Below are 26,577 nucleotides of genomic sequence, written 5' to 3' on the forward strand. Positions count from 1 at the left end.
GCACTCATGGCATGTCGCACTCATGGCATGGGGAGGGGCGCCCACCTTTCGTGAGCGCCCCTCTCGAAGCGAACGTCAGCGGCCCAGCGCCCGCCGCCCCCGCCCGCCGCCGCCCTCGCGCTGCGACAGCACCGGCAGGTTCTTCGCCGGGGCCTGCCCCCGGGTGTCCTCCTCGACGCGCAGGGCGAGCGCCGGGCAGCGGCGCACCGCGCGGAGCGCCTTGGCCTCGGCGTAGCGCGGCACCTTCGCCTGCGCCACCGTCGGGAAGCCGTCGGCGCCGAGCTGGAAGACCTCGGGGAGGATGTCGGCGCACAGGCCGTGGCCGCGGCACAGCGTCCAGTCGACGAAGATCTTCTGCCGGCTGGAGCCGCCGTCCGAGGGCGCCTCGCCGCCGCCGGGGATGCCGGTCGGCATCTTGCCGTCCTCGAAGAGCGGCAGGACGCCCTCGACGGGCCGGCCGCAGCCGTTGCCGAGGACGTGCGCGGCGAGGTCGTCGGTGAACGCCTTGATCGTCGACTCCAGGAACATCGCGGAGCCGTCCGGGTGCGAGCAGGCGCCGCGCCGCTTGACGTTCTTGGCGACCTGCTTGAGCGCTTCGAGGGCGGCCGGGCCGCCGCCGTTGAGGATGTCCTCCATACCGCGCGCGGCGGCCGGCAGGCCCAGGTAGCAGGGGCCGCACTGGCCGGCGCTCTCCTCGGCCAGCCACTGGGCCACCCGCAGCGACTCGCCCAGCGGGCAGGTCTCCTGACTGATCGGCAGGATCGCCCCGGCGCCCAGCGCGCCGCCCACCGCGTCGAGCGAATTCCTGGACACGACGGCCTCGTTGACGGTCGCCGCGTCGATCCACTTGCCGTGGTAGCCGCCGGTCAGCACGCCCTGGGGGACGGGCGGGGCGCCGGCGAGCTGGAGGACGTAGCGCAGGGGCACGCCGGTGGGGACCTCGATGACCATCGGGCGGGCGACGGCGCCGGAGACGGTGAGCATGACGGTGCCCGGCTCGTCGTACAGGCCGGTGTTGCCGTAGCGCTCGGGGCCGATGCGGGCCGCGATGGCGAGCTGGGCGAAGGTCTCGGCGTTGGACAGGAGGGTGGGGGCGCCGCCGACGCCGCTCTGGGAGGCGCTGGTCTTGCGGCCGGGGGGGACCGCGGGGCCGCCGTCGATCGAGCGGATCAGGGACGCGGCGGCGCCGGTGACCATGCGGATCGGGTTGCGCTGGACGAAGGCGCGCAGCGCGGAGCGGCGGGAGTTGCTCAGGCCGCGCTCGGCGAGGGCGGCCTCCATGGAGCGGGCGGTCGACTCACGGGTGACCCCCACCACGAGCGTGCGGGCACCGAGCGCCTCGGCGCACAGGAGGGCGCCGTCCAGGATGAGGTGCGGGGCACGGTTGATCATCACCGTGTCCTTGCGGCAGGCCGGTTCGTCCTCGCTGCCGTTGATGACGACGACGGGCCGGATGCCCTTCTTGATCGCGGCGTCGGCGACCGAGCGCAGCTTCTTGTGGAAGGGGAAGCCCGCGCCGCCCCGCCCCTTCAGGCTGATCCGCTCGGCCAGTTGGGCCAGCTTCTCGCCGCCGATGGGCTCCAGCGGCCCGTGCACCTTGAGGTGCATGGGCAGATCGAGCCTCTCGACGAGGTCGAAGCCCGACGTCAGCTGTGGCAGACCGACCACGCGGACTTCGGGCACGTCGGGCAGGGCCTCGTTCACCTATAGCCTCCGGAAGGCGTGTTCCAAGGTTCGCCCGGACCTGACGCGTCGAAGGACGCGCCAGGCTGTTGCTCGTTCGCGTTGTACGGGCTGTTCGGGTTGTACGCGCGGAAACCGGGGTTCGTCTCAGCGGTGTCGCGCACATCACCCTGGTTGTTGTAGACGGGGATGTTGAACCCGGTGTCCTGCATGGGGTCGTAGACGGACTGCGGGGCCTCGCCGACCGGCGGCGGGGAGGGGACGGGCCAGCTGCCGGAGGTGGAGCCGGGGCCGTCCATGCGGGGCATCGCGGCGGTGGCCTGCATGTCGAAGGGGACGCCGGCGCCCGGGGCGGGGGCCTGGGGGGCGTTGCGGTAGGCGGCGGCGAAACCGCCGGCGTCGGGGGCGGGGGTGCCGAACAGGGACGACGTCTTGGGGGCGGCGGCCGGGCGCTCACGCTCCGCGCGCGCGGGACGCTCCTGGGGGCCGGACTCGGCCATCCGCGCGCGGGACTGCTCCAGGTCGTCGCGCATGCCGCCCTCGGAGCCGATGACCACGGCGATCCGGTCGGCGACCTTCCGCTTGAAGGCGCGCGGCGCGGCGCGCAGCGCGAGGGCGGCCATCACGCCGAGCAGGCAGAGTTCGTAGGAGACCATGAAGAACGGCTTGGCGGCGCGGCCGGCGAAGAGGCCGTGGATGAGGGCCGCGCACAGGGCGGGGTAGGCCATCATGTGCATCGCGCGCCAGCGGGCGGCGACCGGGGCGGGGGAGGCGAACTGGTTGCGCAGCGCGCCGGTGACCCCCACGAAGATCATCAGCAGGGCGGCGAGCGAGCCCAGGCCGATCAGCCCGCCGGTGCCGCTGATGCCGAGGCTGAAGGGGATCAGGGCGGCGATCAGGACGGTGTGGCCGACGGCGATCTTGATGGTGATGTGCACCAGCAGGAAGGCGATCGAGGCGACGGCGGTGATCCGGTGGATGCCCTGCGCGACGATGCGCTGGCGGGTGTTGAGGATCAGCCGGTCCTGCGCGACCAGGCCCCAGATCACGGAGCAGGTGAGACAGACGAGGGCCAGTACGCCCGCACCGAAGTTCAGGAAGTCCTGGAGCCAGTTGCCTCCGAAGACCACGACCACGGGTATGAGCAGCAGGACGACAGCCGTCGCCATCCCGTAGGCCGACCGGCCCGGCTTCGGGAGCGAGGTGTTAGTACGACGAGGGTTCATGGGGGCAACTCCGAGCAGTTCGGGAAAGCGGTCCCGCTGCCGAACTCTAAGTGGGCTCCATACCGATGGGTACGAGGTTTGAGTTATTGCTCTGTGACCTAAGGGGCGGTCGCTGGAGGCGTTGTCCCCATAGGGGGTGGTGTGCCGGATAAATCTTGAACGTAAGTCAGTTTTCGCTCCCGTGTCCGCGGTGTCGTTCAGCTATACGGAAGTCCGTCGTCGCTTGCTCAAGCCCTGCGGTACTCTGACGGCATGCGTGCCGTACGCCTTCTGCTTAGCGGGCCGCGCTGATCAGCACCGACCGCCGGTGAGTGTGGCCGGTATCAGCGCGGCGTCCCCTCCTGTGCGAGGGGATTTTTCGTTTTCCGGGGACTCCCGGGCCGTCCGGGCAGATGACGACGACGATCGATGGAGCTTTGAGGACCATGAGCGAGACCACCCCCGCTGCCGCCGCCGAGAGCGCCGCGCCGCACCGCTACACGGCGGCCCTGGCGGCCGACATCGAGGCACGCTGGCAGGACTTCTGGGACGCCGAGGGCACCTACGAGGCACCGAACCCCACGGGCGACCTGGCCGGCGACCCCGAACTCGCCGCCCGCCCCAAGAAGTTCATCATGGACATGTTCCCGTACCCCTCCGGCGCGGGCCTGCACGTGGGCCACCCCCTGGGCTACATCGCCACCGACGTCTACGCCCGCTACCAGCGGATGACCGGCCACAACGTCCTGCACTCCCTGGGCTTCGACGCCTTCGGCCTGCCCGCCGAGCAGTACGCCGTCCAGACCGGCACCCACCCCCGGGTCTCCACCGAGGCCAACATCGAGAACATGAAGTCCCAGCTGCGCCGGCTGGGCCTGGGCCACGACAAGCGCCGCTCGTTCGCCACGATCGACCCCGAGTACTACAAGTGGACCCAGTGGATCTTCGTCCAGATCTTCAACTCCTGGTACGACGACGAGGCGAAGAAGGCCCGCCCGGTCACCGAGCTGGTCGCCCAGTTCGCCTCCGGTGAGCGCGCGCTGCCCGGCGCCCGCTCCTGGGACGCGCTGAGCGCCGTCGAGCGCGCCGACGTCCTGAGCGAGTACCGCCTGGCCTACGCCTCCGACGCCGTCGTCAACTGGTGCCCCGGCCTCGGCACGGTCCTGGCCAACGAGGAGGTCACCGCCGACGGGCGCTCCGAGCGGGGCAACTTCCCGGTCTTCAAGTCGAAGCTGCGGCAGTGGAACATGCGGATCACCGCGTACGCGGACCGGCTGCTGGACGATCTGGACGCGCTGGACTGGCCTGAGGCGATCAAGCTCCAGCAGCGGAACTGGATCGGGCGCAGTGAAGGGGCGCGGGTCGACTTCGCGGTCGCGGGCTCCGAGGACCGCCGGATCACGGTGTTCACCACCCGCGCGGACACCCTGTTCGGCGCGACGTACATGGTCCTGGCGCCCGAGCACCCGCTGATCGACGAGATCACGCCGGCCGCGTGGCCCGAGGGCACGCACGAGGTGTGGACCGGCGGGGCGGCGAGCCCGGCGGAGGCCGTGGCGGCGTACCGCGCGAAGGCCGCGGCCAAGTCGGACGTCGAGCGGCAGGTCGAGGCCAAGGAGAAGACGGGCGTCTTCAGTGGCGCGTTTGCGACAAACCCGGTCAACGGTGAGCGGATTCCGGTCTTCATCGCCGACTACGTCCTGATGGGCTACGGCACCGGCGCCATCATGGCCGTCCCCGCCGGTGACCAGCGCGACTTCGAGTTCGCCCGCGCCTTCGAGCTGCCGATCACCTGCATCGTCGAGCCGACCGACGGCCGCGGCACGGACACCGCCGCGTGGGAGAACGCCTTCGGCTCGTACGACGCGAAGATCATCAACTCGGCCAACGACGAGATCTCCCTGGACGGTCTGCCGGTCCCCGAGGCCAAGGCCCGCGTCACCGAGTGGCTGGCCCGCAAGGGCATCGGCGCGGGCACCGTCAACTTCCGGCTGCGCGACTGGCTGTTCAGCCGCCAGCGCTACTGGGGCGAGCCCTTCCCGGTCGTCTACGACGAGGACGGCGTCGCCCACGCGCTGCCCGAGTCGATGCTGCCGCTGGAGCTGCCCGACGTCGAGGACTACACCCCGCGCACCTTCGAGCCCGACGACGCCGACACCCAGCCCGAGACGCCGCTGTCGCGCAACGAGGACTGGGTCGCCGTGACCCTGGACCTGGGCGACGGCCGGGGCCCGCAGCCCTACCGCCGCGAGACCAACACCATGCCCAACTGGGCCGGTTCCTGCTGGTACGAGCTGCGCTACCTGGACCCGCACAACTCCGAGCGGCTGGTCGACCCCGCGATCGAGCAGTACTGGATGGGCCCGCGCGAGGGGATGCCGCACGGCGGTGTCGACCTGTACGTCGGCGGCGCCGAGCACGCCGTGCTGCACCTGCTGTACGCCCGCTTCTGGTCCAAGGTCCTCTTCGACCTGGGCCACGTCTCCTCCGCCGAGCCCTTCCACAAGCTGTACAACCAGGGCATGGTCCAGGCGTACGTCTACCGCGACGCCCGGGGCTTCCCCGTCCCGGCCACCGAGGTCGAGGAGCGCGACGGGGCGTACTTCTTCGAGGGCGAGAAGGTCTCCCGCCTGCTGGGCAAGATGGGCAAGTCCCTGAAGAACTCGGTCACGCCCGAGGACATCTGCGCGGAGTACGGCGCGGACACCCTGCGGCTGTACGAGATGGCGATGGGCCCCCTGGACGTCTCGCGTCCCTGGGACACCCGCGCGGTCGTCGGCCAGTACCGGCTGCTCCAGCGGCTGTGGCGCAATGTCGTCGACGAGGCCACCGGTGAGGTGACCGTCACCGACGCCGAGCCCGACGAGGCGACGCTGCGCGCGCTGCACAAGGCGATCGACGGGGTGCGCGGGGACGTCGAGGGGCTGCGCTTCAACACCGCCATCGCCAAGATCACCGAGCTGAACAATCACCTGGTCAAGGCGGGCGTCCCCGTGTCGCGTCCGGTCGCCGAGGCGCTGGTCCTGCTGGTCGCGCCGCTGGCTCCGCATGTCGCGGAGGAGCTGTGGCGGCGGCTGGGGCACACCGACTCCGTCGTCCACCAGGATCTGCCGGTCGCCGATCCCGCGTACGTCGTCGACGAGGCGGTCGTCTGTGTCGTCCAGATCAAGGGCAAGGTGAAGGCTCGGCTGGAGGTGTCGCCGGGGATCTCCGAGGCTGAGCTGGAGAAGGTGGCGTTGGCGGATGAGGGGGTTGTGCGGGCGTTGGACGGGGCGGCTGTGCGGAAGGTGATTGTTCGGGCGCCTAAGTTGGTGAATATCGTTACTGGGTGAGGGGTGAGGGGTGAGGGGTGAGGGGTGAGGGGTGAGGGGTGAGGGGTGAGGGGTGAGGGGTGAGGGGTGGTGGGTGCCGGGGGGTGCCTGTGAGGGGTTGCGGGCGCCGGGGGTGCCTGTGAGGGGTTTGCGGGCGCGTTCTGCTTGGTCTTTGGCCGGGTGGGGCGCGTTTCGCGTTTTTGGGGGTGGGTGTGGGGGCGGGTTTCGGGTGCGGGGGTGCGGGGGTGCGGGGGTGCGGGTGCGGGTGCGGGACGCGGGGGTGCCGGTGCGGGGTGCGGGGTGCGGGGTGCGGGGGTGCGGGGTGGGTTGGGTTGGGGTGGGTGCGGGTTTCGGGTGCGGGTTTCAGGGGTGGTTTTCGGCCCTGGACGGGCCTTGTCCTCAAGCGCTGGACGGGCTGGGTGTGGCTGGGGTCGGCGGTGCGGCGGCGGGGTCTCGGGGGTGTCCCCTACGGGTTGGCGGGGTGGGAATGGGGGGTGGGTCCGGGTTCGGATGGAACTCGGGGGGAGGGGTCGGCGTTTACCTTGGAAAGGGCGGTGCGGGGTGGGCCGTGCCGGAGGCTAGGAGGAGAGCTGTGGAAGCCGTGATCGCAGTGGTTGCGCTGCTTGTGGTGCTCTTCCTGGCGCTCGGGGTGTACGCGACGGTCAAGGTGGTCGGCGCGGCCAAGCGCGGGGTGGACCGTACGATCGACCAGGCCCGGCGGACGGTGGAGGACCACACGCTGCGGGCCAAGTCCTTCGGCCGGCTCGGCCCCGCGGGAGAGGTCGCCCAGCTGCGGCTGAAGCTGCGGACGTCGATGCGGGCCACGCAGGACGACTTGCAGGCGGGCGTCGCGGAGGACGAGTCGCTGAAGGAGTCCCTCGGACTCTTCGCCCGGCTCAGTGAGCATGGGCATCAGCTGGACGCCGAGTTGAAGCGGCTGGAGTCCGACCCGGACCGGTCGACCGTCGCCGGACGGCTGCCTGAGCTGCGGGAACGGACCGAGCGGATCGTCGCTTCGGCGGACGCGCTGAGATGGGCGGCGCGGGACCGGGCGCGGCGGTTCGCCGAGGACGATCTGGAGAGCCTCAGCGCACAGATCGATGTGGAGGCGGGGGCTTTGCGGCATTGGACGAGTGAGGGGGATGGGGAGGGGGCCGAGCGGGGGGTGGGGTCTGCTGGGCAGGGGTTGTGGGGTTCGGGGGAGAGTCAGGGGCAGGCCAGTCGGAGTTCTGGGCAGGCTGGGCAGGGCGGGCAGGGCAAGTGGGGATCGGGGCAGGCGGGCCAGGGTTCGGGGCAGGCGGGCGGGGGGTCCGGGCAGGGCAGGTGGGGTTCGGGGCAGGCTGGGCAAGGTTCGGCTTCGGCGTCGGCTTCTCCGTCCTCCGCGTCGGCTTCGGCATCGTCTCCGCCCTCGTCGTCTCCGTCCTCGGCTTCGGGTGGGCCGGTCTGGCCGGCTGCCGCGGGACAGGAGGGTCGGGGTGAGGAGGCTGTGCGGCCCGCGATCAGTCCGCAGGCGCCGCGTCCGGCGTACCCCTGGGAGAAGAAAGCGCGGCCTGAGACGACGACCTGAAGCTTGAAGCGAACCTCGACGCGGCCGGAATCGACATGACACGGCTCGATCCGGATCGATTCGGCTTGATCAGGTCAAGGGGCGGCCGGCTCCTGGGGGCCGGGCTGCCGTTCCCCCGCTACGGCAGGTAACCTCCAGCTCATGTCCCGCCATGTCGCGATCGTCACAGATTCAACGGCCTACCTGCCGACGGGGACGATGGAGCGGCACGGCATCACCGCGGTGCCGCTGACCGTGGTCCTCGGCGACGAGGCGCTCGAAGAGGGCACGGAGATCTCCACCCGCGCCCTCGCCCAGGCGCTCCAGAAACGGCGCCCCGTCACGACCTCCCGCCCGAGCCCCCGGCTGTTCGCCGACACCTACCGCCAGATCGCCGAGTCCGGCGCCACCGGCATCGTCTCCCTCCACCTCTCCGCCGAACTCTCCGGCACGTACGACGCCGCGGTCGTCGCCGCGCGGGAGGCGCCGGTGCCGGTGCGGGTCGTCGACACCGGCATGGTCGCGATGGCCCTGGGCTTCTGCGCCCTGGCCGCCGCCGAGACCGCGGAGGCGGGCGGCACGGCCGACGAGGCGGTGGCCGTCGCGGAGAAGCGGGCGGCCGGGACGTCCGCCTGGTTCTACGTGGACACCCTCGACTACCTCCGCCGCGGCGGCCGCATCGGCACCGCTCAGGCCCTCCTCGGCTCGGCACTCGCGGTGAAGCCGCTGCTTCAGCTGGAGGGGGGGCGGATCGAGCTGCTGGAGAAGGTGCGGACGGCGTCCAAGGCGATCGCGCGGCTGGAGGAGCTGGCGGTCGAGCGGGCGGGCGGGGCGGCCGTCGACCTAGCCGTCCACCACCTCGCCGCGCCCGAACGCGCGGAGGGGTTGGCGGAGCGGCTGCGTGAACGGGTGCCGGGGGTTGCGGAGTTGCGGGTGAGTGAGGTGGGGGCGGTTATCGGGGCGCATACCGGGCCGGGGTTGTTGGGGGTTGTTGTTTCGCCTCGGTGAGGGGGTGAGGGGGTGAGGGGGTGAGGGGGTGAGGGGGTGAGGTCTGTGGTGTGGGGTAGGGGGCGTCACTCTTGTGGGTGGCCGAGTTATCCACAAGTGGGGTGTTGTCCACGGGTTTTGGGGTGGATCTCCGTGGGTGGGGGGTGTGCTGGATTCTCGTGTCATGGGACTTCGATCACGTACACGAGGGATGGCTGCCGGTGCCGTTGGTGGTGGCGGGCCGGGGCGAGCAACTGATTCCGGCAGCTGTAGCAGTGGCCGGCGCCGGGCGGGGGGCCGGGGTGGGGGCGCGGGGCGCAGGGAGGTTTTGGCGGAGGAGATGCGGCGGCGGGTGGGGGTGGTGTTTTCGGGACGGGGGGCTTTGGGGGTTGCTCTATCGCCGACTGCGACTGCGACTGCGACTGCGGCTCTGGCCCCAACTCCGGCTCCGATTCCGACTCCGTCTGCATCCCCGTCTCCGGCCTGGGCCTTGTCCCCGTTTCCTTCTCCGGCTCTGATCTCGACCCAGGCCCAATCCCTGACCCGCGCCTCGGCTTCGATCGCGGCCCCATCTCCGTCTCCGGTCCAGAGCAGCTCCCAGGTCCCAGTCCCGGTCTCGGCTTCGGCCCCGGTCTGGAGTAGTTCCAGGTCTCCTTCCTCGGCCCCTTCCCCGGCCTCGGCCCCTTCCTTGGCCCCGGTCTCTTCCCTGGCCTCGGCCCCGGTCTCGATCCCAGCCCCGATCCCGGCTTCGGCTTTGACCCTGGCCCCGGCTCGGGTCCTGGCTTCGGCCTCGGTCTCGTCTCTGGTCTCGGCCCGGGCCTCGGCCTCGATCCCGGCTTCGGCTCCGGCTTCCGTCTCGGTCTCAGCCCCGGTTGCGGGTTCGATCTCGTCTTTGGCCCTGGCCCTGGCTTCGGTCCCGGTCCCTTCCTCAGCCTCAGTCCCAGCCCCGGCTTCAGCCCCGGTCTCGGCTTCGGTCCCAGCCCCGGTTTCGGTTTCGGCTTCGGTCCCGATCCCGGCCTTGGCCTCGGCTTCGATCCCGGCTTCGGCTTTGACCCTGGCCCCGGCTCGGGTCTCGGTTTCGGCTTCGGCTCCGGTCTCGGCCCGGGCTTCGGCTTCGGGCCCGGCTTCCGTCTCGGTCCCAGCCCTAGCTGCGGGCTCGATTTCGTCTCCGGCCACGGTCTGGGCTGCGGCCCCAGTCTCGGCCCCAGCCCCAGCCCCAGCCCCGGTCACGGCCTCGGTCCGGAGTGGTTCCCGGTCTCCTTACCCGGTCTCGGCCCCGGCTCCGGTCTCGGGTTCGGCCTCGATCCCGGATCTGGACCCGGCTTCCGTCCTGGACCCCGGTCCGATCCCGTCCTTGGCGCTGCCTCCCTCTCCGGCCCGGGCCTCGTCCCCGTCTTCTTCCCTGTCCTCGGCCTCGTCCCTGTCGTCCTCCTCCCGCTCCCCTTCCTTCCTCGCCTCGCCTCCCTTCCCCTCCCTGTCGCAGCACCCGTCGTCTTCCTTGGTTGGGCGGGTCAGGGGTGCTGTGTGGGAGCGGATGCCGGGGTGGGTGCAGGTGCGGTGTGGGGTGGAGCGGCGGGGAGTTGTTGCGTTGGGGGTGGTGTTGGGGGGTGTTGCCTTGGTTGCTGGTTGGCATTTTTGGGCGGGGCGGAGTGAGACCGTGCGGGCGCCGGAAGTGGTGCGGGCGGCGGAGCCGTATGAGACGCCGGCGGCTTTGGGGGGTGCGGGTGAGGTGGCCCCGGGGACTTCGGGTGCGGGGGGTTCGGCGGGGGCGGGTGCGTCCGGGGTGGCCTCTTCTGGGGTGGCGTCCGGCAGTCCGGGTGGGGAGATCGTCGTGGATGTCAGTGGGAAGGTGCGCGATCCGGGGGTGCATCGGCTGCCGGCCGGGTCTCGGGTGGTGGACGCGTTGAAGGCGGCGGGTGGGGTGCGGCCCGGGGTGGACACGGCCGGGTTGAATCAGGCGCGGTTCCTGGTGGACGGGGAGCAGGTGGCCGTGGGGGTGCCGCCCGCTGCGGGAGGTGGGGTTCCGGCTGGTGGGGGTGGGCCAGGAGGCGGAGGGGCTGGGGGTGGCGGCGCTGGATCTGGAGGTGGGGGTGCCGGGGGTGGGCCGGTTTCGTTGGGGACGGCGACCTTGGAGCAGCTCGACGGGCTGCCCGGGGTGGGGCCGGTGCTGGCGCAACACATCCTGGATTACCGCGCGCAGCACGGCGGCTTCCGTTCGGTGGACGAGCTGCGGCAGGTCAACGGCATCGGTGAGCGGCGGTTCGCCGAACTGCGGGATCTCGTGCGGCCATGAGGAGCGGCGAGGGGACGGGGCGGGCGCGTGGGGCGGCGGTGGATCTGCGGCTGGTGGTGCCGGCGGTCGCGGCCTGGGTGACGGCGGCGTGGGCGCTGGCGGCTTCGGCCGGGGTGGTGATCGGGGTGGTGGTCGGCTGTCTGGTCGTGGGCGTGGGGTTGTTGCTGCGGCGGCGGGCCGGGTGGTGCGGGGTGACGGGCGCGGGGGTGCTGCTGTGCGTGGCGGCTGCGGCGGCGGTGGGTGGGGTGCATGGCGCCGATGTGCGGCGGGGGCCGGTGCCGGAGCTGGCGGGGCGGTACACGTGGGTGACCGCCGAGATCGAGCTGACCTCCGATCCTCGGCGGACCCTGCCGAAGGTGAAGGGGGACCGGATGAGCCGGGACGCGATCCTGGTGGACGGGGAGGTCCGGGAGGTGACGGTGCCGGGCGGGCGGGTCGTGAGGACTCGGGCGCCGGTGCTGATCATCGCGTCCGGGGCGTCCGGGGCGTCCGGGGGATCCGGGAAGCCAGGTGAGTCAGGGGAGTTGGGGAAGCTGGGGGTGTCGGGGAAGTCGGGTGAGCCAGGGGATCTGGGCAAGTCGGGTGAGCTGGGAGCTCTGAGCAAGCTGGCTAGGCCAGTCCTCACAGTTGAGCCAGTTGAGCCAGCTGAGCCGGGTGTGCGAGGCGAACTGGCTGAGCCGGGTGAGCCAGAGGCTCTGGACAGGCCAGCTAGGCCAGTTCCCCCAGTTAAGTCGGGTGAGTCGGGAGATCTGGGCAAGCTGGCTAGGCCAGTCCTCGCAGCTGAGCCGGAGGCTTTGGACAAGGCAGCTTCCCCAGCTGAGTCGGGAGGTCTGGGCAAGTCGGGTGGGTCTGAGGCTCTGGGTGAGCCAGCTTCCCCAGCTACGTCCGGTGAGTTGGGGGCGGCGAGTGGGCTGGGGCGGGCTCGGGTGTTGGGGGAGTTTGGGGAGGGGCGAGAGGCAGGGGGGTTGGGGGAGGAGGCTCGGTCGGGCTTCGGGTGGTTGGGGTTGTTGCCTTCTGTTCGGGTGCGGGTTGGGGGGCAGTTGGTGCCGGCTTTGGGGGGTGAGGTTGCTGGTGTGTTGCGGGTGCGAGGGGGGCCTGAGGTGGTGGGGGAGGCCTCCGTGGTGCAGCGGGTTGCGGGGCGGTTGCGGGCGGGGTTGCGGGAGGCTACTGATGGGTTGTCCGGGGATGCGCGGGCGTTGTTGCCTGGGTTGGTCGTCGGGGATACCTCTCGGATCTCCGCCGAGCTGGATGAGGCATTTAAAGAGACCGATCTCGCTCATACCTTGGCCGTGTCCGGCAGCAATCTCACGATCATCCTCGTTCTGCTCCTCGGCCCGCCCGGTCTCGCCCAGCAGATCGAGCGGCGGGGGCTCGCGCCCAGGCTCGGGGTGTCGTTGCGGGTGACGGCGCTGCTCGGCGGTGGGCTCACGCTGGCGTTCGTCGTGGTCTGCCGGCCCGATCCGAGTGTGCTGCGGGCAGCGGCCTGCGGAGCCGTCGTGCTGCTCGCTCTGGCGACCGGGCGGCGTCGTTCGATGGTTCCCGCGCTCGCCACGGCCGTTCTGTTGCTCGTTCTCTACGATCCCTGGCTCAGCCGGAGTTACGGGTTTCTGCTGTCGGTGCTGGCGACCGGGGCGCTGCTGACGCTGGCACCCCGGTGGGCGGTGGCGCTGCGCAAGCGGGGGGTGCCGGCGCGGCTTGCCGAGGCGTTGGCGGCGGCGGGGGCGGCGCAGGCGTTGTGCGCGCCGGTGGTGACGATGTTGTCGCAGCGGGTCAGTCTGGTCGCGGTGCCGTGCAACCTCCTTGTGGAGTTCGCCGTCGCTCCGGCCACGGTTCTCGGGTTCGCCGCGCTCGCTGTCGCTCCGGTGGCGATGCCGGTTGCCGAAGGGTTGGCCTGGTGCGCTAGTTGGCCCGCCGGGTGGATCGCTTGGGTGGCTCGGACCGGGGCCTCGTTGCCGGGGGCCGGGGTGGACTGGCCCGGGGGGTGGGGTGGGGCTGCCGTGCTCGGGGTGGTGACCGTGTTGGGGGTGGTGTTCGGGTGGCGGCTGGTGCGGCGGAGGTGGGGGTGTGTCGTGTGTGGGGTGTTGCTGGTGGTTGCTGTGTGGCAGCCGGTGCCTCTCGTGCGGGTGATCGGGGGGTGGCCGCAGGACGGGTGGCGGTTCGTGATGTGTGATGTGGGGCAAGGGGATGCCGGTGTTCTCGCGGCGGGGGAGGGGACCGGGGTCGTGGTGGACGCCGGGCCTGATCCTCGGGCCGTCGACCGGTGTCTGCGGGGGTTGGGGATCACCCGGGTGCCGCTTGTCGTGCTGACCCACTTCCACGCGGATCATGTGGCCGGGCTGCCTGGGGTGTTGCGGGGGCGGGCCGTCGGGGCGGTGGAGGTGACCGGGTTCGAGGAGCCGAGGGAGCAGGTGGAGTTCGTGCGGCGGGTGGCGGGGGAGGAGGGGGTGCCGGTGGTGCGGGCGGGGGTGGGGGAGCGGAGGAGGGTCGGGGGGCTTGAGTGGGAGGTGTTGTGGCCTCCGGCGGGGGCTCCTGCGGGATCTCCGGTGGGGCCTCCAACGGGGTCTTCGGTGGGCTCTTCTGCGGGGTCTCCAGCGGGATCTTGGGTGAGGTCTCTTGCGGGGTCTTCGCTGGGGTCTCTTGCGCGGGCTTCTGTGAGATCTTCGGTGGGGTCCCTTGCCGGGGCTTCTGCGGGATCTCCGGTGAAGTCTCCTGCGAGGTTTCCTGTGGGCTCTTCGGTGGGGGCTGTGGTGGGGAGTCGTAGTTCGGGGGTGGGGGGTTCGGGCCTTGGGGCGGGTGTTGCTGTTAATCCCAATGACGCCAGCGTCACTTTGTTCGTGCGGGCCGGTGGGTTGCGGCTGTTGTTGTTGGGGGATCTTGAACCGCCTTCCCAGCAGGCCCTGTTGAGAGAAGCTGCGGGGGTGTTGCGGGGTGGGGTCGATGTGCTGAAGGTCGCCCATCATGGGTCGGCTCACCAGGATGCCGGGCTGATGCGGGCCGTTCGGGCGCGGGTGGCGCTGATTTCCTGCGGGGCCGGGAACTCGTACGGGCACCCTGCTCCTCGTACCGTCTCCGCGTTGCGGGAGGCGGGGGCCGTGGTGTTGCAGACCGATCTGGATGGGGCGTTGGCGGTCAGTGGGGAGGGGGACGGGGTGCGGGTGGGGAGAATGGGGGTGTGAGCGATGTGAGACATGTACTGGTGCTGCCGGATCGGGATGCGGCCGAGGAGGTGGTCGAGGCGTTGGCGGAGCGGTTCGGGGTGGTGGAGGAGCCGTTGGTCGTGCGGGACGCGCTCGCCGGTGAGGACGATGCGGAGGACGCGCAGTGGCTGGTCGTGCTGGGGGACGAGGGTGGGCGGTTCGGGGCTGAGGAACTGGACGAGTTCGTGCGGGAGTGGGAGGGGTGGCGGGAGGAGCCTTAGGGGGTTTGGCGTTCTGGGCCGGGTGGGGTGGGGTCGGTCTGGGCTGGGTGAGGCGGAGTCGGTCTGGGCCGGGGGGGGGAGGTGGGGTGGTTCTGGGCGGTGGCTGTTCCGAGGTGGAGCGGTTCTGGTGAGCGGCCGTCCCTGCGGGGAGTGGTTCTGGTGAGTGGTTGTTCCGGGGGAAAGCGGTTCTGGTGAGTGGCTGTCCCCGCGGGAAGTGGTTTCGGTAAGTGGTGGTCCTTGGGCTAGGTCCGTCCTGGCAGGTCTTGTCGGGGGTGGGCTTCTGGTGGCTCGGGTGCTGTGTCAGTGGGGCGTGTCATCCTTGGGGCGATGGCTAAGAAGAGTGCTGGTGATGATCTGCTCGCTCCTGTGACGCTTGGTGTGGGGCAGGAGGAGCTTCTGCTTGATCGGGCCGTGCAGGAGGTCGTGGCTGCTGCTCGGGCCGCTGATTCCGATACCGATGTGCGGGATCTGAATCCCGAGCAGTTGCAGCCGGGGACGCTCGCCGAGTTGACCAGTCCCTCGCTGTTCTCCGAGCGGAAGGTCGTCGTCGTACGGAACGCGCAGGATCTTTCGGCGGACACCGTCAAGGATGTGAAGGCGTATCTGGGGGCGCCTGCCGAGGAGATCACGCTTGTGCTGCTGCACGCCGGGGGGGCCAAGGGGAAGGCTCTGCTCGACGCTGCGCGGAAGGCGGGGGCTCGGGAGGTTGCCTGTCCCAAGATGACCAAGCCCGCTGATCGGCTCGCGTTCGTGCGGCAGGAGTTTCGGGGGACGGGGAGGTCGGCGACTCCTGAGGCGTGTCAGGCGTTGGTCGATTCGATCGGGAGTGATCTGCGGGAGTTGGCTGCCGCTGTGTCTCAGTTGGTCTCGGATATCGAGGGGACCATCGATGAGGCTGTTGTGGGGCGGTATTACACCGGGCGGGCCGAGGCTTCCAGTTTCACCGTCGCCGATCGGGCGGTGGAGGGGCGGGCGGCTGAGGCGTTGGAGGCGTTGCGGTGGTCGTTGTCCACCGGGGTGGCGCCGGTGTTGATCACCAGTGCGTTGGCTCAAGGGGTGCGGGCTATTGGGAAGTTGTCGTCGGCTCGTGGGGGGCGGCCGGGGGATTTGGCTCGGGAGTTGGGGATGCCGCCTTGGAAGATTGATCGGGTGCGGCAGCAGATGCGGGGGTGGACTGCGGATGGGGTGGCGGTGGCGTTGCGGGCGGTTGCTGAGGCGGATGCGGGGGTTAAGGGGGGTGGGGATGATCCTGAGTATGCGTTGGAGAAGGCTGTTGTTGCTGTGGCTCGGGCTGCTCGGGCTCGGGGGCGGGCGTAGGGGGTGGGCATAGAGGGTGGGCCTAGGGGGGTTCGCCCCCGCCGCCCCTACCCGTCCCATCCTGAAGGGGCTCCGCCCCTTCCACCCCGGCCCTGGCCCTTGGTGGGCGGCTCCTGGGGCTCCGCCCCAGACCCCGTCGGCCCTGAACGGGCCTTGTCCTCAATCGCCGGACGGGCTGAGATTTGCGCGGGCTTCGTCCTCAAGTACCGGACGGGCTGGGGTTGGGCGGGTCCTGTTCCCAAGCACCGGACGGGTTGAGAATGGGCGAGCCTTGTCCTCAACGCCGGACGGGCTGGGATTCGGCGGGCCCCGTTCTCAAGCGCCGTCCCAGGCGCCGGACGAACTGAGATTGGTCGAGCCTCGTCTTCAAGCGCCAGGCAGGCTGGGATTCGGCGGGCCCCGTTCTCAAGCGCCGTCCCAGGCGCCGGACGAACTGAGATTGGCCGTGCCTCGTCCTCAAGCGCCAGGCAGGCGAGATTGGCCGAGCCCCGTCCTCAAGCGTCAGACAAGCCGAGATCGGCCAAGCCCCGTTCCCAAGCCCCGGAGGCTGGGATTGCCGGCCTGGGCTGGACGCTTCCGCCCCGCCACCCCTCCCGCACACACCAAAAACCCCATCCCCCTCCCGCAGAAACAGGAAGGAAACGGGGTCTCCAGTCAAAGCGTTCGTATCAGCGCCCGCGTGGCGAACGCAGGCCGCGCGCTGATACTGGGGCCGGTCGGGAGCGGATGAGAGAGGGCCCGCTCGGGTCCTTCCGGCTGCGCCCTCGGACCTGAACCGCAAGGCCGTCGGGCCCCGGAACTCGGGGTCCTGCGACCCTGAGATCTCAGGCCCTCCAGCCCCGACATCTCAGGGCAGCGGGCGTTCGATCAGGTAGCGCGATCAGCCCTTGAGGGATTCGACCTTCGAAGCAAGCGCCGACTTCTTGTTGGCGGCCTGGTTCTTGTGGATGACGCCCTTGGAGACGGCCTTGTCGAGGGCGCGCGAGGCGGCGCGCTGGAGCTCGGTGGCCTTCTCGGTGTCGCCCGCGGCAGCGGCCTCGCGAGCCTTGCGGACCGCGGTCTTCAGGGAGGACTTGACGGCCTTGTTGCGCAGCCGCGCCTTCTCGTTGGTCTTGATGCGCTTGATCTGGGACTTGATGTTCGCCACGAATGAGCCTTTGCAGGTTCAGGCGCCGGGCCCGGAGAAACAGGGCCCCTGCACCAGGTGATTTCTATGGGTTGCGTCTCGCGCTGAGAGGGCAAGAGACACAGCCCCCTACAGTACCAGCGGCTTTCCGGCCCACCCAAACCGGCCTCCGGGACCCGGACGACGGCCCGGACGACGGCCCGGACGACGGCTTGGGCGACGGCTTGGGCGACGGCTTGGGCGACGACCCGGACGACGGCCTGGGCGACAGCCAGGGCGCCGCCCCCGTACGCCGGCCCGGAACAAGAACCGCCCCCGTACGCCGACCCCATCCCCACAAAGACATGCCCCGCCCCCCACAAGGAGCAGGCCAGCCTCGCAAACCCCCCAGCCCCCGCAAACCCCCCAGCCCCCGCAAACCCCCGCACCCCCAGCCCCCCCCCGCAAACCCACAGCCCCCGCAAACTCCCCGCCCCCCCGTCCTCACAGCTCCCCGCACCCCGCCCCCCCCCACAAAGAGACGACGACCCCGCCCCCACAACTCCCCGCACCCCCAGCCCACCAACCCCCCCACCCCCCACCCGACAACCCCCCGCACCGCCCGCCAACCCCCCCGCCCCCCACGCCATGGGACCATAGAAGCTACGTATCGATCCGACCCGAGGCATAAGGCGCCTCAAGAGACAGGACCCTGCGTGCCCGCGACCCCTAAGAATGTGCCCGAGCCGAGCCGTACCGCCCCGGCTCTGATCCGCAATTTCTGCATCATCGCGCACATCGACCACGGCAAGTCCACGCTCGCCGACCGGATGCTCCAGCTGACCGGCGTGGTCGAGCAGCGCCAGATGCGTGCTCAGTACCTCGACCGGATGGACATCGAGCGTGAGCGCGGAATCACGATCAAGTCGCAGGCTGTGCGGCTGCCGTGGGCGCCGACCCACGACAAGAGCGACACGCACATCCTCAACATGATCGACACCCCCGGGCACGTGGACTTCACGTACGAGGTCTCGCGGTCGCTGGCCGCCTGTGAGGGCACCGTCCTCCTCGTCGACGCCGCCCAGGGCATCGAGGCCCAGACCCTCGCGAACCTCTACCTCGCGATGGAGAACGACCTCACCATCATCCCGGTGCTCAACAAGATCGACCTCCCGGCGGCCCAGCCGGAGAAGTTCGCCGAGGAGCTCGCCAACCTCGTCGGCTGCGACCCCTCCGACGTGCTCCGGGTCTCCGCGAAGACCGGTGTCGGCGTCGACGCCCTGCTCGACCGCGTCGTCCGGGACGTCCCCGCCCCGGTGGGCGTGAAGGACGCGCCGGCCCGCGCCATGATCTTCGACTCGGTCTACGACTCCTACCGCGGCGTCGTGACGTACGTCCGTGTCATCGACGGTCAGCTCAACAAGCGTGAGCGGATCAAGATGATGTCGACCGGCGCGACCCACGAGCTGCTGGAGATCGGCACCAACTCGCCCGAGATGCTCGGCGCCGACGGTCTCGGTGTCGGTGAGGTCGGTTACCTCATCACCGGCGTGAAGGACGTCCGCCAGTCCAAGGTCGGCGACACCGTCACCAGCCAGCACAAGGGCGCGACCGAGGCGCTGGGTGGTTATAAAGACCCCAAGCCCATGGTCTTCTCCGGGCTCTATCCCCTTGACGGCTCCGACTACCCGGAGCTGCGCGAGGCCCTGGACAAGCTCCAGCTCAACGACGCCGCGCTCGTCTACGAGCCGGAGACCTCCGCCGCCCTCGGCTTCGGCTTCCGCGTCGGCTTCCTCGGGCTGCTGCACCTCGACGTGATCCGCGAGCGGCTGGAGCGCGAGTTCGGGCTCGACCTCATCGCGACCGCGCCGAACGTGGTCTACCGGGTGGTCATGGAGGACGGCGCCGAACACGTCGTCACCAACCCGAGCGAGTTCCCCGAGGGCAAGATCGACGAGGTGTACGAGCCCGTCGTACGCGCCACGGTCCTCGCGCCGACCGAGTTCATCGGGTCGATCATGGAGCTGTGCCAGACGCGGCGCGGGACGCTGCTCGGGATGGACTATCTGTCCGAGGACCGGGTGGAGATCCGCTACACGCTGCCGCTCGCGGAGATCGTCTTCGACTTCTTCGACCAGCTGAAGTCCAAGACCCGCGGCTACGCCTCGCTGGACTACGAGCCCACCGGCGAGCAGACCTCCAGCCTCGTCAAGGTCGACATCCTGCTGCACGGCGACAAGGTGGACGCCTTCTCGGCGATCACGCACAAGGACGCCGCGTACGCCTACGGGGTGCGGCTCGTCGCCAAGCTGCGGGAGCTGATCCCGCGGCAGGCCTTCGAGGTGCCGATCCAGGCGGCCATCGGCTCCCGGGTGATCGCCCGCGAGACCATCCGCGCCATCCGCAAGGACGTCCTCGCCAAGTGCTACGGCGGTGACATCTCCCGGAAGCGGAAGCTGCTGGAGAAGCAGAAGGAAGGCAAGAAGCGGATGAAGATGGTGGGCTCTGTGGAGGTTCCGCAGGAGGCGTTCATCGCCGTGCTCAGCAGCGATGACAGCGCGGGATCGGCCAAGGGCAAGAAGTAACCGCCGGTTACGCCGTTCCCCGGCAAACCCGGCGAACAGGGGTCCGCCGTACGACCGTACGGCGGGCCCCTGTGTGCGTCGCGGGGAGTTCCGGTGGGAAGCCACCCGCCGGGGGGCCTTACGTACCCGGCACTCGGGCTCTAGTCTGATCTCCAGCCGGAGGTTACTCGTGAGTTAAACAGCCGCTTCGAGACAGCTTCCCGCCCCACCCCCACGCCCCCCCATGAACCCACGAAGCCAACAGCCAGCCGCACCGTCGCGGGCCCCGGAGGATGTCGTGAGCGACACACAGACCCTGATCGAGAACCGTCCGCCCTCCGTGGCAGGCCTCTTCCTGGAACGGGTGGCGGCCACGCCCGACGCGGAGGCCTACCGGTACCCCGTGCCGGCCGCCTCGGGGCAGGGTCCCGACGACTGGAAGCCGCTGACCTGGGCGCAGGCCGCCGAGCGGGTGCACGCCATCGCCGCCGGTCTCATCGGACTCGGCGTCGAGCCCGAACAGCGCGTCGCGCTCGCCTCCGCGACCCGGCTCGACTGGGTGCTGGCCGACCTCGGCATCATGTGCGCCGGAGCGGCGACGACCACGATCTACCCGCAGACCAACGCCGACGAGTCGGCGTACATCCTCTCCGACTCCGGGAGCCGCGTACTGATCGCGGAGAACGCGGCCCAGGTCGCCAAGGCCGTCGAGCGGCGGGGTGAGCTGCCTGAGCTGAAGTACGTCGTCGTCATCGATCCCGAAGGGGTCGAGACGTCCGAGTCGGTCATCACCCTCGACGAGCTCCGGCGGCGCGGCGCCGAACGGCTCGCGAAGGAGCCGGAGCTGATCAAGGAGCGCGTCGCCGCGATCACCAAGGACCAGCTCGCCACCCTGATCTACACCTCCGGCACCACCGGCCGCCCCAAGGGCGTACGGCTCGCGCACGACGCCTGGTCGTACATGGCCAAGGCGATCGCCGCGACCGGGCTGATCAGCAAGGACGACGTCCAGTACCTGTGGCTGCCGCTCGCCCACGTCTTCGGGAAGGTGCTGACCTCCGGGCAGATCGAGGTCGGGCACGTCACGGCCGTCGACGGCCGCGTCGACAAGATCATCGAGAATCTGCCGGTCGTACGGCCCACCTACATGGCCGCCGTGCCCCGGATCTTCGAGAAGGTCTACAACGGGGTCGCCGCCAAGGCGCGCGCGGGCGGGCCCGCCAAGTACAAGGTCTTCCAGTGGGCCTCCGAGGTCGGCCGCGAGTACGCGAAGGTCACCCAGGACACCTTCATGCGCACCGGCAGCCGCAGCGCCCCCTTCGGGCTCACCGCCAGGCACAAGGCCGCCGACGCGCTGGTCTTCGCCAAGATCCGCGAGGCGTTCGGCGGCCGGCTGCGCGCCGCCGTCTCCGGCTCGGCCGCGCTCGCCCCCGAGATCGGCTACTTCTTCTCCGGCGCCGGCGTCCACGTCCTGGAGGGCTACGGGCTCACCGAGTCCTCGGCGGCGTCCTTCGTCAACCCCGGCGAGGCCTACCGCACCGGCACCGTCGGCAAGCCGCTGCCCGGCACGGAGGTGCGCATCGCCGACGACGGCGAGATCCTGCTGCGCGGCCCCGGCATCATGCAGGGCTACCACAAGCTCCCCGAGAAGACCGCCGAGGTCCTGGAGTCCGACGGCTGGTTCCACACCGGCGACATCGGCGAGCTGTCCCCCGACGGCTATCTGCGCATCACCGACCGCAAGAAGGACCTGATCAAGACCTCCGGCGGCAAGTACATCGCGCCCGCCGAGGTCGAGGGCCAGTTCAAGGGCGTCTGCCCCTACGTCTCCAACATCCTCGTGCACGGCGCCGACCGGAACTTCTGCACCGCCCTCATCGCCCTGGACGAGCCGTCCATCATGGAGTGGGCGGCGGACAACGGCCTCGCGGGCAGGCCGTACGCCGACGTCGTCGCCGCCCCCGCGACCGTCGCCCTCGTCCAGGGCTATGTCGACGAGCTGAACACCGGGCTCCAGCGCTGGCAGACCATCAAGAAGTTCCGGCTGCTCCCGCGCGACCTGGACGTCGAGCACGGCGAGGTCACCCCCAGCCTCAAGGTCAAGCGGCCCGTCGTCGAGCGGCAGTACAAGGACCTCATCGACGAGATGTACGCGGGGACGCGCGAGGCGTAGGGGGCGCGGGGGGACCCGGGGGCGCGCGTTGGCCTGAGGTGCACGCGGCTCCGGTGCGCCAATGCGCGCCCTGTGCAGAAGTTGAGCCCTGAGTGCTCGGATGTGGTCGCCGAAACGACCGTATCCGAGCACTCGGTGAGTTTTTTCGTCCTTCTTGCCGTATCTCTCCGGTAACTCCTTGCTTATGGGTCGGGGCGGTCTGTCACTCTTGCGGGGTCGTCCAACGGTCCGGGGAGGAGGAGCCGCCCATGGGGGCCATTCCGGCACAGCGGGAGACCCGCTCCCACGCCGCGTCCGCCGGCCGCCGCACCCAGGTCGCCACCACCCTCACCCCGGGCCCGCTCGCCCCCGGCGCCGCCCGCGACCTCCTCGCCGCCGCGCTCACCGAGTGGGCCGCGCTCGGCCTGCCCGTCCCGGACCGGACCGGCGAGGAGGCGGCCGTCGTCGTCAGCGAACTGGTCACCAACGCCGTCGTCCACGCCGGCACCGACATCGAGATCAGCTGCCGCCTGGAGGAACCTTCCGAGGAGCAGGCCGCGCCCGCCTGCGACGCCTACGACATCGTCGTCGAGGTCCGCGACCGCCACCCCTCCCGCGCGCTGCGCGACGGCGAGCCCGAGTCCGCGCACGAGCCGCCGGAGTCCGGGCGGGGGCTGCGGCTGGTGACGGCGCTGGCGCTGGAGTGGGGGGTCACCTACCGGCGCGACGGCAAGACCGTGTGGGCCCGGGTCGGGGAGGGGGCCGGGATCGCGTGGGGCGCGCGGGTGTCGGTGTCGGAGGGGCCGCTGGCGTTCGCGGACCAGCCCTTGCCCGCCGACGGCACGTCCCCCGTACCCATGGCCCGCCCCGCCCTCGGCCTCGCCGCCGCCCTCGCCCCTGCACCCCTCGAACCCGACCGCCTCAACCACGGCGCGCTCTCCTTCCTCGCCGAGGCCTCCGACCTGCTCGCCGGGCAGCTCGACGAGGATCTGGTGGCCGCGCTCGCCGGACAGCTGCTGGTGCCGAGGGTCGCGGACTGGTGTGCCGTATGGCTGGAGGAGGAGGTCAGCGGGTGGGGCGACGGGCCCGGCGGGGGCGGGGTGCGGCTCGCGCGGGTCTGGCACGAGAGCGAGGGGCACCTGGAGGAGCTGCGCCGCGAACTGGAGAAGGAGCCGCCGCGCCGGGACCCCGACGGCCCCGCCGGCACCCAGCCCTACGGCCACCCCTGGCCGGCCCGCGCGCTCGGCCCGCACGGCGCGGCCCTCGGCTACCGCCTCGTCGTCGGCGGCCGTCCGCTCGGCACCCTCGTCATCGGCCGCTCCGGACTCGTCCGCTTCCCCGACGAGGTGACCGGCCTCGTCGAGGACCTCGCCCGCCGCGTCGCCCTCGCCATCGGCGCCGCCCGCCAGTACGCCCGCCAGGCCACCATCAGCGCCGTCCTCCAGAAAGGCCTGCTGCCCGGCGCCGTCGCCGAGATCCCCGGCGTACGCAGCGCGCTGGTCTACGAGCCGCGCGAGAAAGGCGGCCCCAGCGGCGACTTCTACGACCTGTTCCCCGCCGCCGACGGCCGCTGGTGCTTCGCCGTCGGCGACGTCCAGGGCAAGGGCCCGGAAGCGGCGGTCGTCATCGGCCTCGCCCGGCCGTGGCTGCGGCTGCTGGCACGGGAGGGGTACGGGGTGGCCGACGTCCTGGACCGCCTCAACCAGCTCCTCCTGGACGACGCGACGGAGGCCGCCGACGCCGCCGCACGGGCGTTCGTGGGTCCCTCGGGCCCGGCGGACGGCCCCCAGACCCGCTTCCTCTCCCTGCTCTACGGCGAGCTGGCCCCCGACGCCGGGGGCGTCCGATGCACCCTCGCCTCCGCCGGCCACCCGCTGCCGCTCCTGCTGAGCCCCGACGGGAGCGTCCGCACGACCGCCCACCCACAGACCCTCCTCGGGGTGATCGAGGACGCCACCTACACGAGCGAGGTGATCCGGCTGCACCCCGGGGACACGCTGCTCTGCGTGACGGACGGGGTGACCGAACGGCGGGACGGGACACGGCAGTTCGACGACGAGGACGGGCTCGCGCGGGCGCTCGCGGGGTGTGCGGGGCTGGACGCGGAGAGCGTGGCGGAGGAGATCCGGCGGCTGGTGCACGCGTTCGGGGAGGGGCCGGCGGAGGACGATCTGGCGTTGCTGGTGTTGCAGGCGGAGTGAGGGTGGCTGGGGCACGGGCTCAGGAGGGGAGCGGCGGGCATCCGGCGATGCCGGACAATGGGAGACATGCCTTCCGCACTTCCCGACGGTGAGCCCGTCCCGCACGACGGCGCGCTGCCGGACTCCGCGCTCGCCGGGGCGGCCGGCCGTCCCCTCGGCTTCTACCTGCACGTCCCGTACTGCGCGACCCGCTGCGGCTACTGCGACTTCAACACCTACACCGCGACCGAGCTGCGCGGCACGGGCGGGGTCCTCGCCTCCCGCGACAACTACGCCGACACTCTCGTCGAGGAGGTCCGGCTCGCGCGGAAGGTGCTGAAGGGGGACCCGCGCGAGGTCCGTACGGTCTTCGTCGGGGGCGGTACGCCGACCCTGCTCGCCGCCGCCGACCTCGTCCGGATGCTCGCCGCGATCCGCGAGGAGTTCGGGCTCGCGCCGGACGCCGAGATCACGACCGAGGCGAACCCGGAGTCCGTGGACCCCGAGTATCTGTCGGTCCTGCGCGAGGGCGGCTTCAACCGGATCTCCTTCGGGATGCAGAGCGCGAAGCAGCACGTCCTGAAGGTCCTGGACCGCACCCACACGCCCGGCCGTCCCGAGGCCTGCGTGGCGGAGGCGCGGGCGGCGGGGTTCGAGCACATCAACCTCGACCTGATCTACGGGACGCCGGGGGAGTCGGACGAGGACTGGCGGGCGACGCTGGGCTCCGCCCTGGGCGCGGCCCCCGATCACATCAGCGCCTACGCCCTGATCGTCGAGGAGGGCACGCGGCTGGCCCGGCGGATCCGCCGGGGCGAGGTCCCGATGACGGACGACGACGTGCACGCGGACCGGTACCTCATCACGGAGGAGGTGCTGGGGGCGGCGGGCTACGACTGGTACGAGGTCTCCAACTGGGCGACCTCTCCTGCGGGCCGCTGCCTGCACAACGAGCTGTACTGGCGCGGCGCGGACTGGTGGGGCGCGGGCCCCGGCGCCCACTCCCACGTGGGCGGGGTCCGCTGGTGGAACGTGAAGCATCCCGGGGCGTACGCGGCGGCGCTGTCGGAGGGCCGCTCTCCGGGGGCGGGCCGTGAGCTGCTGTCGCAGGAGGACCGCCGGGTCGAACGCATCCTGCTGGAGCTGCGGCTGCGGGAGGGGGTCCCGCTGGACCTGCTGCGGACGGAGGGTCTGGCGGCGGCCGGCCGGGCGCTGTCGGAGGGGCTGCTGGAACGGGGGGCCTATGACACCGGGCGGGCCGTACTGACGTTGCGGGGGCGGCTGTTGGCGGACGCGGTGGTCAGGGATCTGGTGGACTGATCACTCGGGTGGGTGAATGCGGGGGGAACGGGGGTTCGGCGCCTAACCTGGTTCATAGGCTTCCGCCGACAGATGGCGCGGCGGAAATGGAGGGTCACGGAGATGACCGCTGTGGACGACCGACCGATGACCAGCCGCATGATGAAGATCTTCGAGGACCTTGAGGTTCCCGAAGGCTTCAAAGCGGAGCTCCTCCGGGAGGTAATTGTGATGATGGCGGGGCCGGACGTGGCCCACAACGACATCTTGGAGGCGGTCCAGGACCAGATTCCCCGCAAACGCTGGCGGCGCATCCACAACACCGACATCGTCATCCTTGAGGAGAGCAGCCAACCGCAGCCTGACCTTGTGGTGATTGAACGAGGACTCGGCCCAGCACGCGGAAGGCTGATGCCGTCCGAGGTCATCACCATGCTCGTGGAGGTTGTCTCCAAGACGAGCGTGGAACGCGACTACGGCGTCAAGCGATCGATCTACGCGGCGGCAAAGATCCCTGCCTACTTCATCATCGACCCGATCATGGCTCAGTGCGTACTGCTCACGGAGCCTGTGGGGCATGGGGAGGACGCGGATTACCGGCGGCAGCGGCTCACCAAGTTCGGCGACCTTACGCCTCTTGAACCCCTCGGCCTCGAACTGGACACCAGCGAATTCGAGACGTACGAGAAGGTCAGGCCCCACCGCTACCCGTGACGAAGTCGATCAACTCCTCCACCCTGCCCAGGAGTTCCGGTTCCAGGTCCTTGTAGGAGCTGACCCTCTTCAGGATCGCCGACCATACCGCCCCGGTGTTCTCCGAAGGCCACCCCAGCGCCCGGCACACCCCCGTCTTCCAGTCCTCCCCCCTCGGCACCCTCGGCCACCCCTCGATCCCCAGCGACGCCGGCTTCACCGCCTCCCAGATGTCGATGTACGGGTGGCCCACGACCAACGCGTGCTCGCTGGTCACCTGCTGGGCGATCCGCCACTCCTTCGTCCCCGGCAGCAAGTGGTCCACCAGGACACCGAGCCGGGCGTCCGGACCCGGTGCGAATTCGGCCACGATGCCCGGGAGATCGTCCACCCCCTCCAGGTACTCCACCACCACCCCCTCGATCCGCAGATCGTCCCCCCAGACCTTCTCCACCAGCTCCGCGTCGTGCCGCCCCTCGACATAGATCCGCCCGGCACGCGCCACGCGGGCACGTGCCTCGGGGACGGCGATCGAGCCGGAGGCGGTGCGGGCGGGGCGGGACGGGGCGGCGGTTGCCGGGCGGACGAGCGTCACGACCTGGCCCTCCAGGAGGAACGCCCCGGGCTCCAGCGGGAACACGCGGTGCTTGCCGAAGCGGTCCTCAAGGGTGACCGTGCCGGCCTCGCAGCGGATCACCGCGCCGCAGAAGCCCGTACGCGGCTCCTCGATCACCAGACCGGGGTCGGCGGGCACCTCGGGGAGCTGCTTCGGCTTCTTCCAGGGGGGCGTGAAGTCGGGGGAGTACTGGCGCATCTGAGTGACC

At 70.9% G+C, this 26,577-nt stretch carries 17 protein-coding genes; 12 read left to right on the top strand and 5 right to left on the bottom strand.

Annotated features, from left to right (window positions below; all coding sequences use genetic code 11):
• Window positions 1–75: 75 nt before the first annotated feature.
• Window positions 76–1,704 (bottom strand): NADH-ubiquinone oxidoreductase-F iron-sulfur binding region domain-containing protein, encoded by a 1,629-nt coding sequence (locus tag ACYUD3_RS24315; protein WP_470973392.1) that lies wholly within the window; start codon window positions 1,702–1,704, stop codon window positions 76–78.
• A complete protein-coding gene (locus tag ACYUD3_RS24320; RefSeq protein WP_470973395.1) occupies window positions 1,701–2,909 on the bottom strand; it encodes a cytochrome b/b6 domain-containing protein in 1,209 nt (402 codons plus the stop codon). The genes ACYUD3_RS24315 and ACYUD3_RS24320 overlap by 4 nt, the downstream gene beginning before the upstream one ends.
• A 425-nt stretch (window positions 2,910–3,334) precedes the next feature.
• Here ACYUD3_RS24320 and leuS point away from each other — a divergent pair, with 425 nt between their 5' ends.
• The 4 genes from leuS to ACYUD3_RS24340 all read left to right on the top strand — a co-directional run bounded on the left by leuS (window position 3,335) and on the right by ACYUD3_RS24340 (window position 11,025).
• Complete coding sequence (gene leuS / locus ACYUD3_RS24325; protein WP_470973398.1) at window positions 3,335–6,220, top strand: leucine--tRNA ligase; 2,886 nt, start codon at window positions 3,335–3,337, stop codon at window positions 6,218–6,220.
• 571 nt (window positions 6,221–6,791) lie between these two features.
• Complete coding sequence (locus ACYUD3_RS24330; protein WP_470973400.1) at window positions 6,792–7,766, top strand: hypothetical protein; 975 nt, start codon at window positions 6,792–6,794, stop codon at window positions 7,764–7,766.
• Window positions 7,767–7,907: 141 nt separating this feature from the next.
• Window positions 7,908–8,753 carry a DegV family protein gene (locus ACYUD3_RS24335; RefSeq protein ID WP_470973402.1) on the top strand — a complete coding sequence of 282 codons (846 nt, stop codon included), beginning with the start codon at window positions 7,908–7,910 and terminating at the stop codon, window positions 8,751–8,753.
• 1,513 nt (window positions 8,754–10,266) lie between these two features.
• Window positions 10,267–11,025: a ComEA family DNA-binding protein gene (locus tag ACYUD3_RS24340; protein WP_470973405.1), complete on the top strand. Its 759-nt coding sequence runs from the start codon at window positions 10,267–10,269 to the stop codon at window positions 11,023–11,025.
• On the opposite strand, the gene ACYUD3_RS24345 is transcribed toward ACYUD3_RS24340, so the two are convergent.
• A complete protein-coding gene (locus ACYUD3_RS24345) occupies window positions 10,970–11,602 on the bottom strand; it encodes a hypothetical protein (RefSeq protein WP_470974227.1) in 633 nt (210 codons plus the stop codon). The genes ACYUD3_RS24340 and ACYUD3_RS24345 overlap by 56 nt on opposite strands.
• 79 nt (window positions 11,603–11,681) lie before the next feature.
• Here ACYUD3_RS24345 and ACYUD3_RS24350 point away from each other — a divergent pair, with 79 nt between their 5' ends.
• From ACYUD3_RS24350 to holA, 3 genes are all read left to right on the top strand, one after another.
• Window positions 11,682–14,201, top strand: a complete 2,520-nt coding sequence (locus tag ACYUD3_RS24350; RefSeq protein WP_470974197.1) for a ComEC/Rec2 family competence protein — start codon at window positions 11,682–11,684, stop codon at window positions 14,199–14,201.
• Complete coding sequence (locus ACYUD3_RS24355) at window positions 14,198–14,443, top strand: hypothetical protein (protein WP_470973407.1); 246 nt, start codon at window positions 14,198–14,200, stop codon at window positions 14,441–14,443. The genes ACYUD3_RS24350 and ACYUD3_RS24355 overlap by 4 nt, the downstream gene beginning before the upstream one ends.
• Window positions 14,444–14,770: 327 nt before the next feature.
• On the top strand, window positions 14,771–15,760 hold the full coding sequence (gene holA, locus ACYUD3_RS24360) for a DNA polymerase III subunit delta (RefSeq protein WP_470973411.1): 990 nt from the start codon (window positions 14,771–14,773) through the stop codon (window positions 15,758–15,760).
• Between the two features lie 880 nt (window positions 15,761–16,640).
• Here the strand turns inward: holA and rpsT are convergent.
• A complete protein-coding gene (gene rpsT, locus ACYUD3_RS24365; protein WP_470973414.1) occupies window positions 16,641–16,907 on the bottom strand; it encodes a 30S ribosomal protein S20 in 267 nt (88 codons plus the stop codon).
• A gap of 674 nt (window positions 16,908–17,581) precedes the next feature.
• Here rpsT and lepA point away from each other — a divergent pair.
• The 5 genes from lepA to ACYUD3_RS24390 all read left to right on the top strand — a co-directional run bounded on the left by lepA (window position 17,582) and on the right by ACYUD3_RS24390 (window position 25,774).
• On the top strand, window positions 17,582–19,450 hold the full coding sequence (lepA, locus tag ACYUD3_RS24370) for a translation elongation factor 4 (protein WP_470973417.1): 1,869 nt from the start codon (window positions 17,582–17,584) through the stop codon (window positions 19,448–19,450).
• Window positions 19,451–19,727: 277 nt separating this feature from the next.
• Complete coding sequence (locus ACYUD3_RS24375) at window positions 19,728–21,602, top strand: AMP-dependent synthetase/ligase (protein ID WP_470973420.1); 1,875 nt, start codon at window positions 19,728–19,730, stop codon at window positions 21,600–21,602.
• A gap of 248 nt (window positions 21,603–21,850) precedes the next feature.
• On the top strand, window positions 21,851–23,782 hold the full coding sequence (locus tag ACYUD3_RS24380; RefSeq protein ID WP_470973423.1) for a SpoIIE family protein phosphatase: 1,932 nt from the start codon (window positions 21,851–21,853) through the stop codon (window positions 23,780–23,782).
• A 66-nt stretch (window positions 23,783–23,848) separates the two neighbouring features.
• Window positions 23,849–25,081, top strand: coding sequence for a radical SAM family heme chaperone HemW (gene hemW, locus ACYUD3_RS24385; protein ID WP_470973426.1), 1,233 nt, complete (start codon window positions 23,849–23,851; stop codon window positions 25,079–25,081).
• Between the two features lie 102 nt (window positions 25,082–25,183).
• Window positions 25,184–25,774, top strand: coding sequence for a Uma2 family endonuclease (locus tag ACYUD3_RS24390; protein WP_470973429.1), 591 nt, complete (start codon window positions 25,184–25,186; stop codon window positions 25,772–25,774).
• On the opposite strand, the gene ACYUD3_RS24395 is transcribed toward ACYUD3_RS24390, so the two are convergent.
• Entirely contained in the window at window positions 25,752–26,567 is an 816-nt protein-coding gene (locus ACYUD3_RS24395) for a DUF3097 domain-containing protein (protein WP_470973432.1), read from the bottom strand. The genes ACYUD3_RS24390 and ACYUD3_RS24395 overlap by 23 nt on opposite strands.
• Between the last annotated feature and the right edge of the window lie 10 nt (window positions 26,568–26,577).

The organism is Streptomyces sp. AMJ-169 (assembly GCF_055597585.1).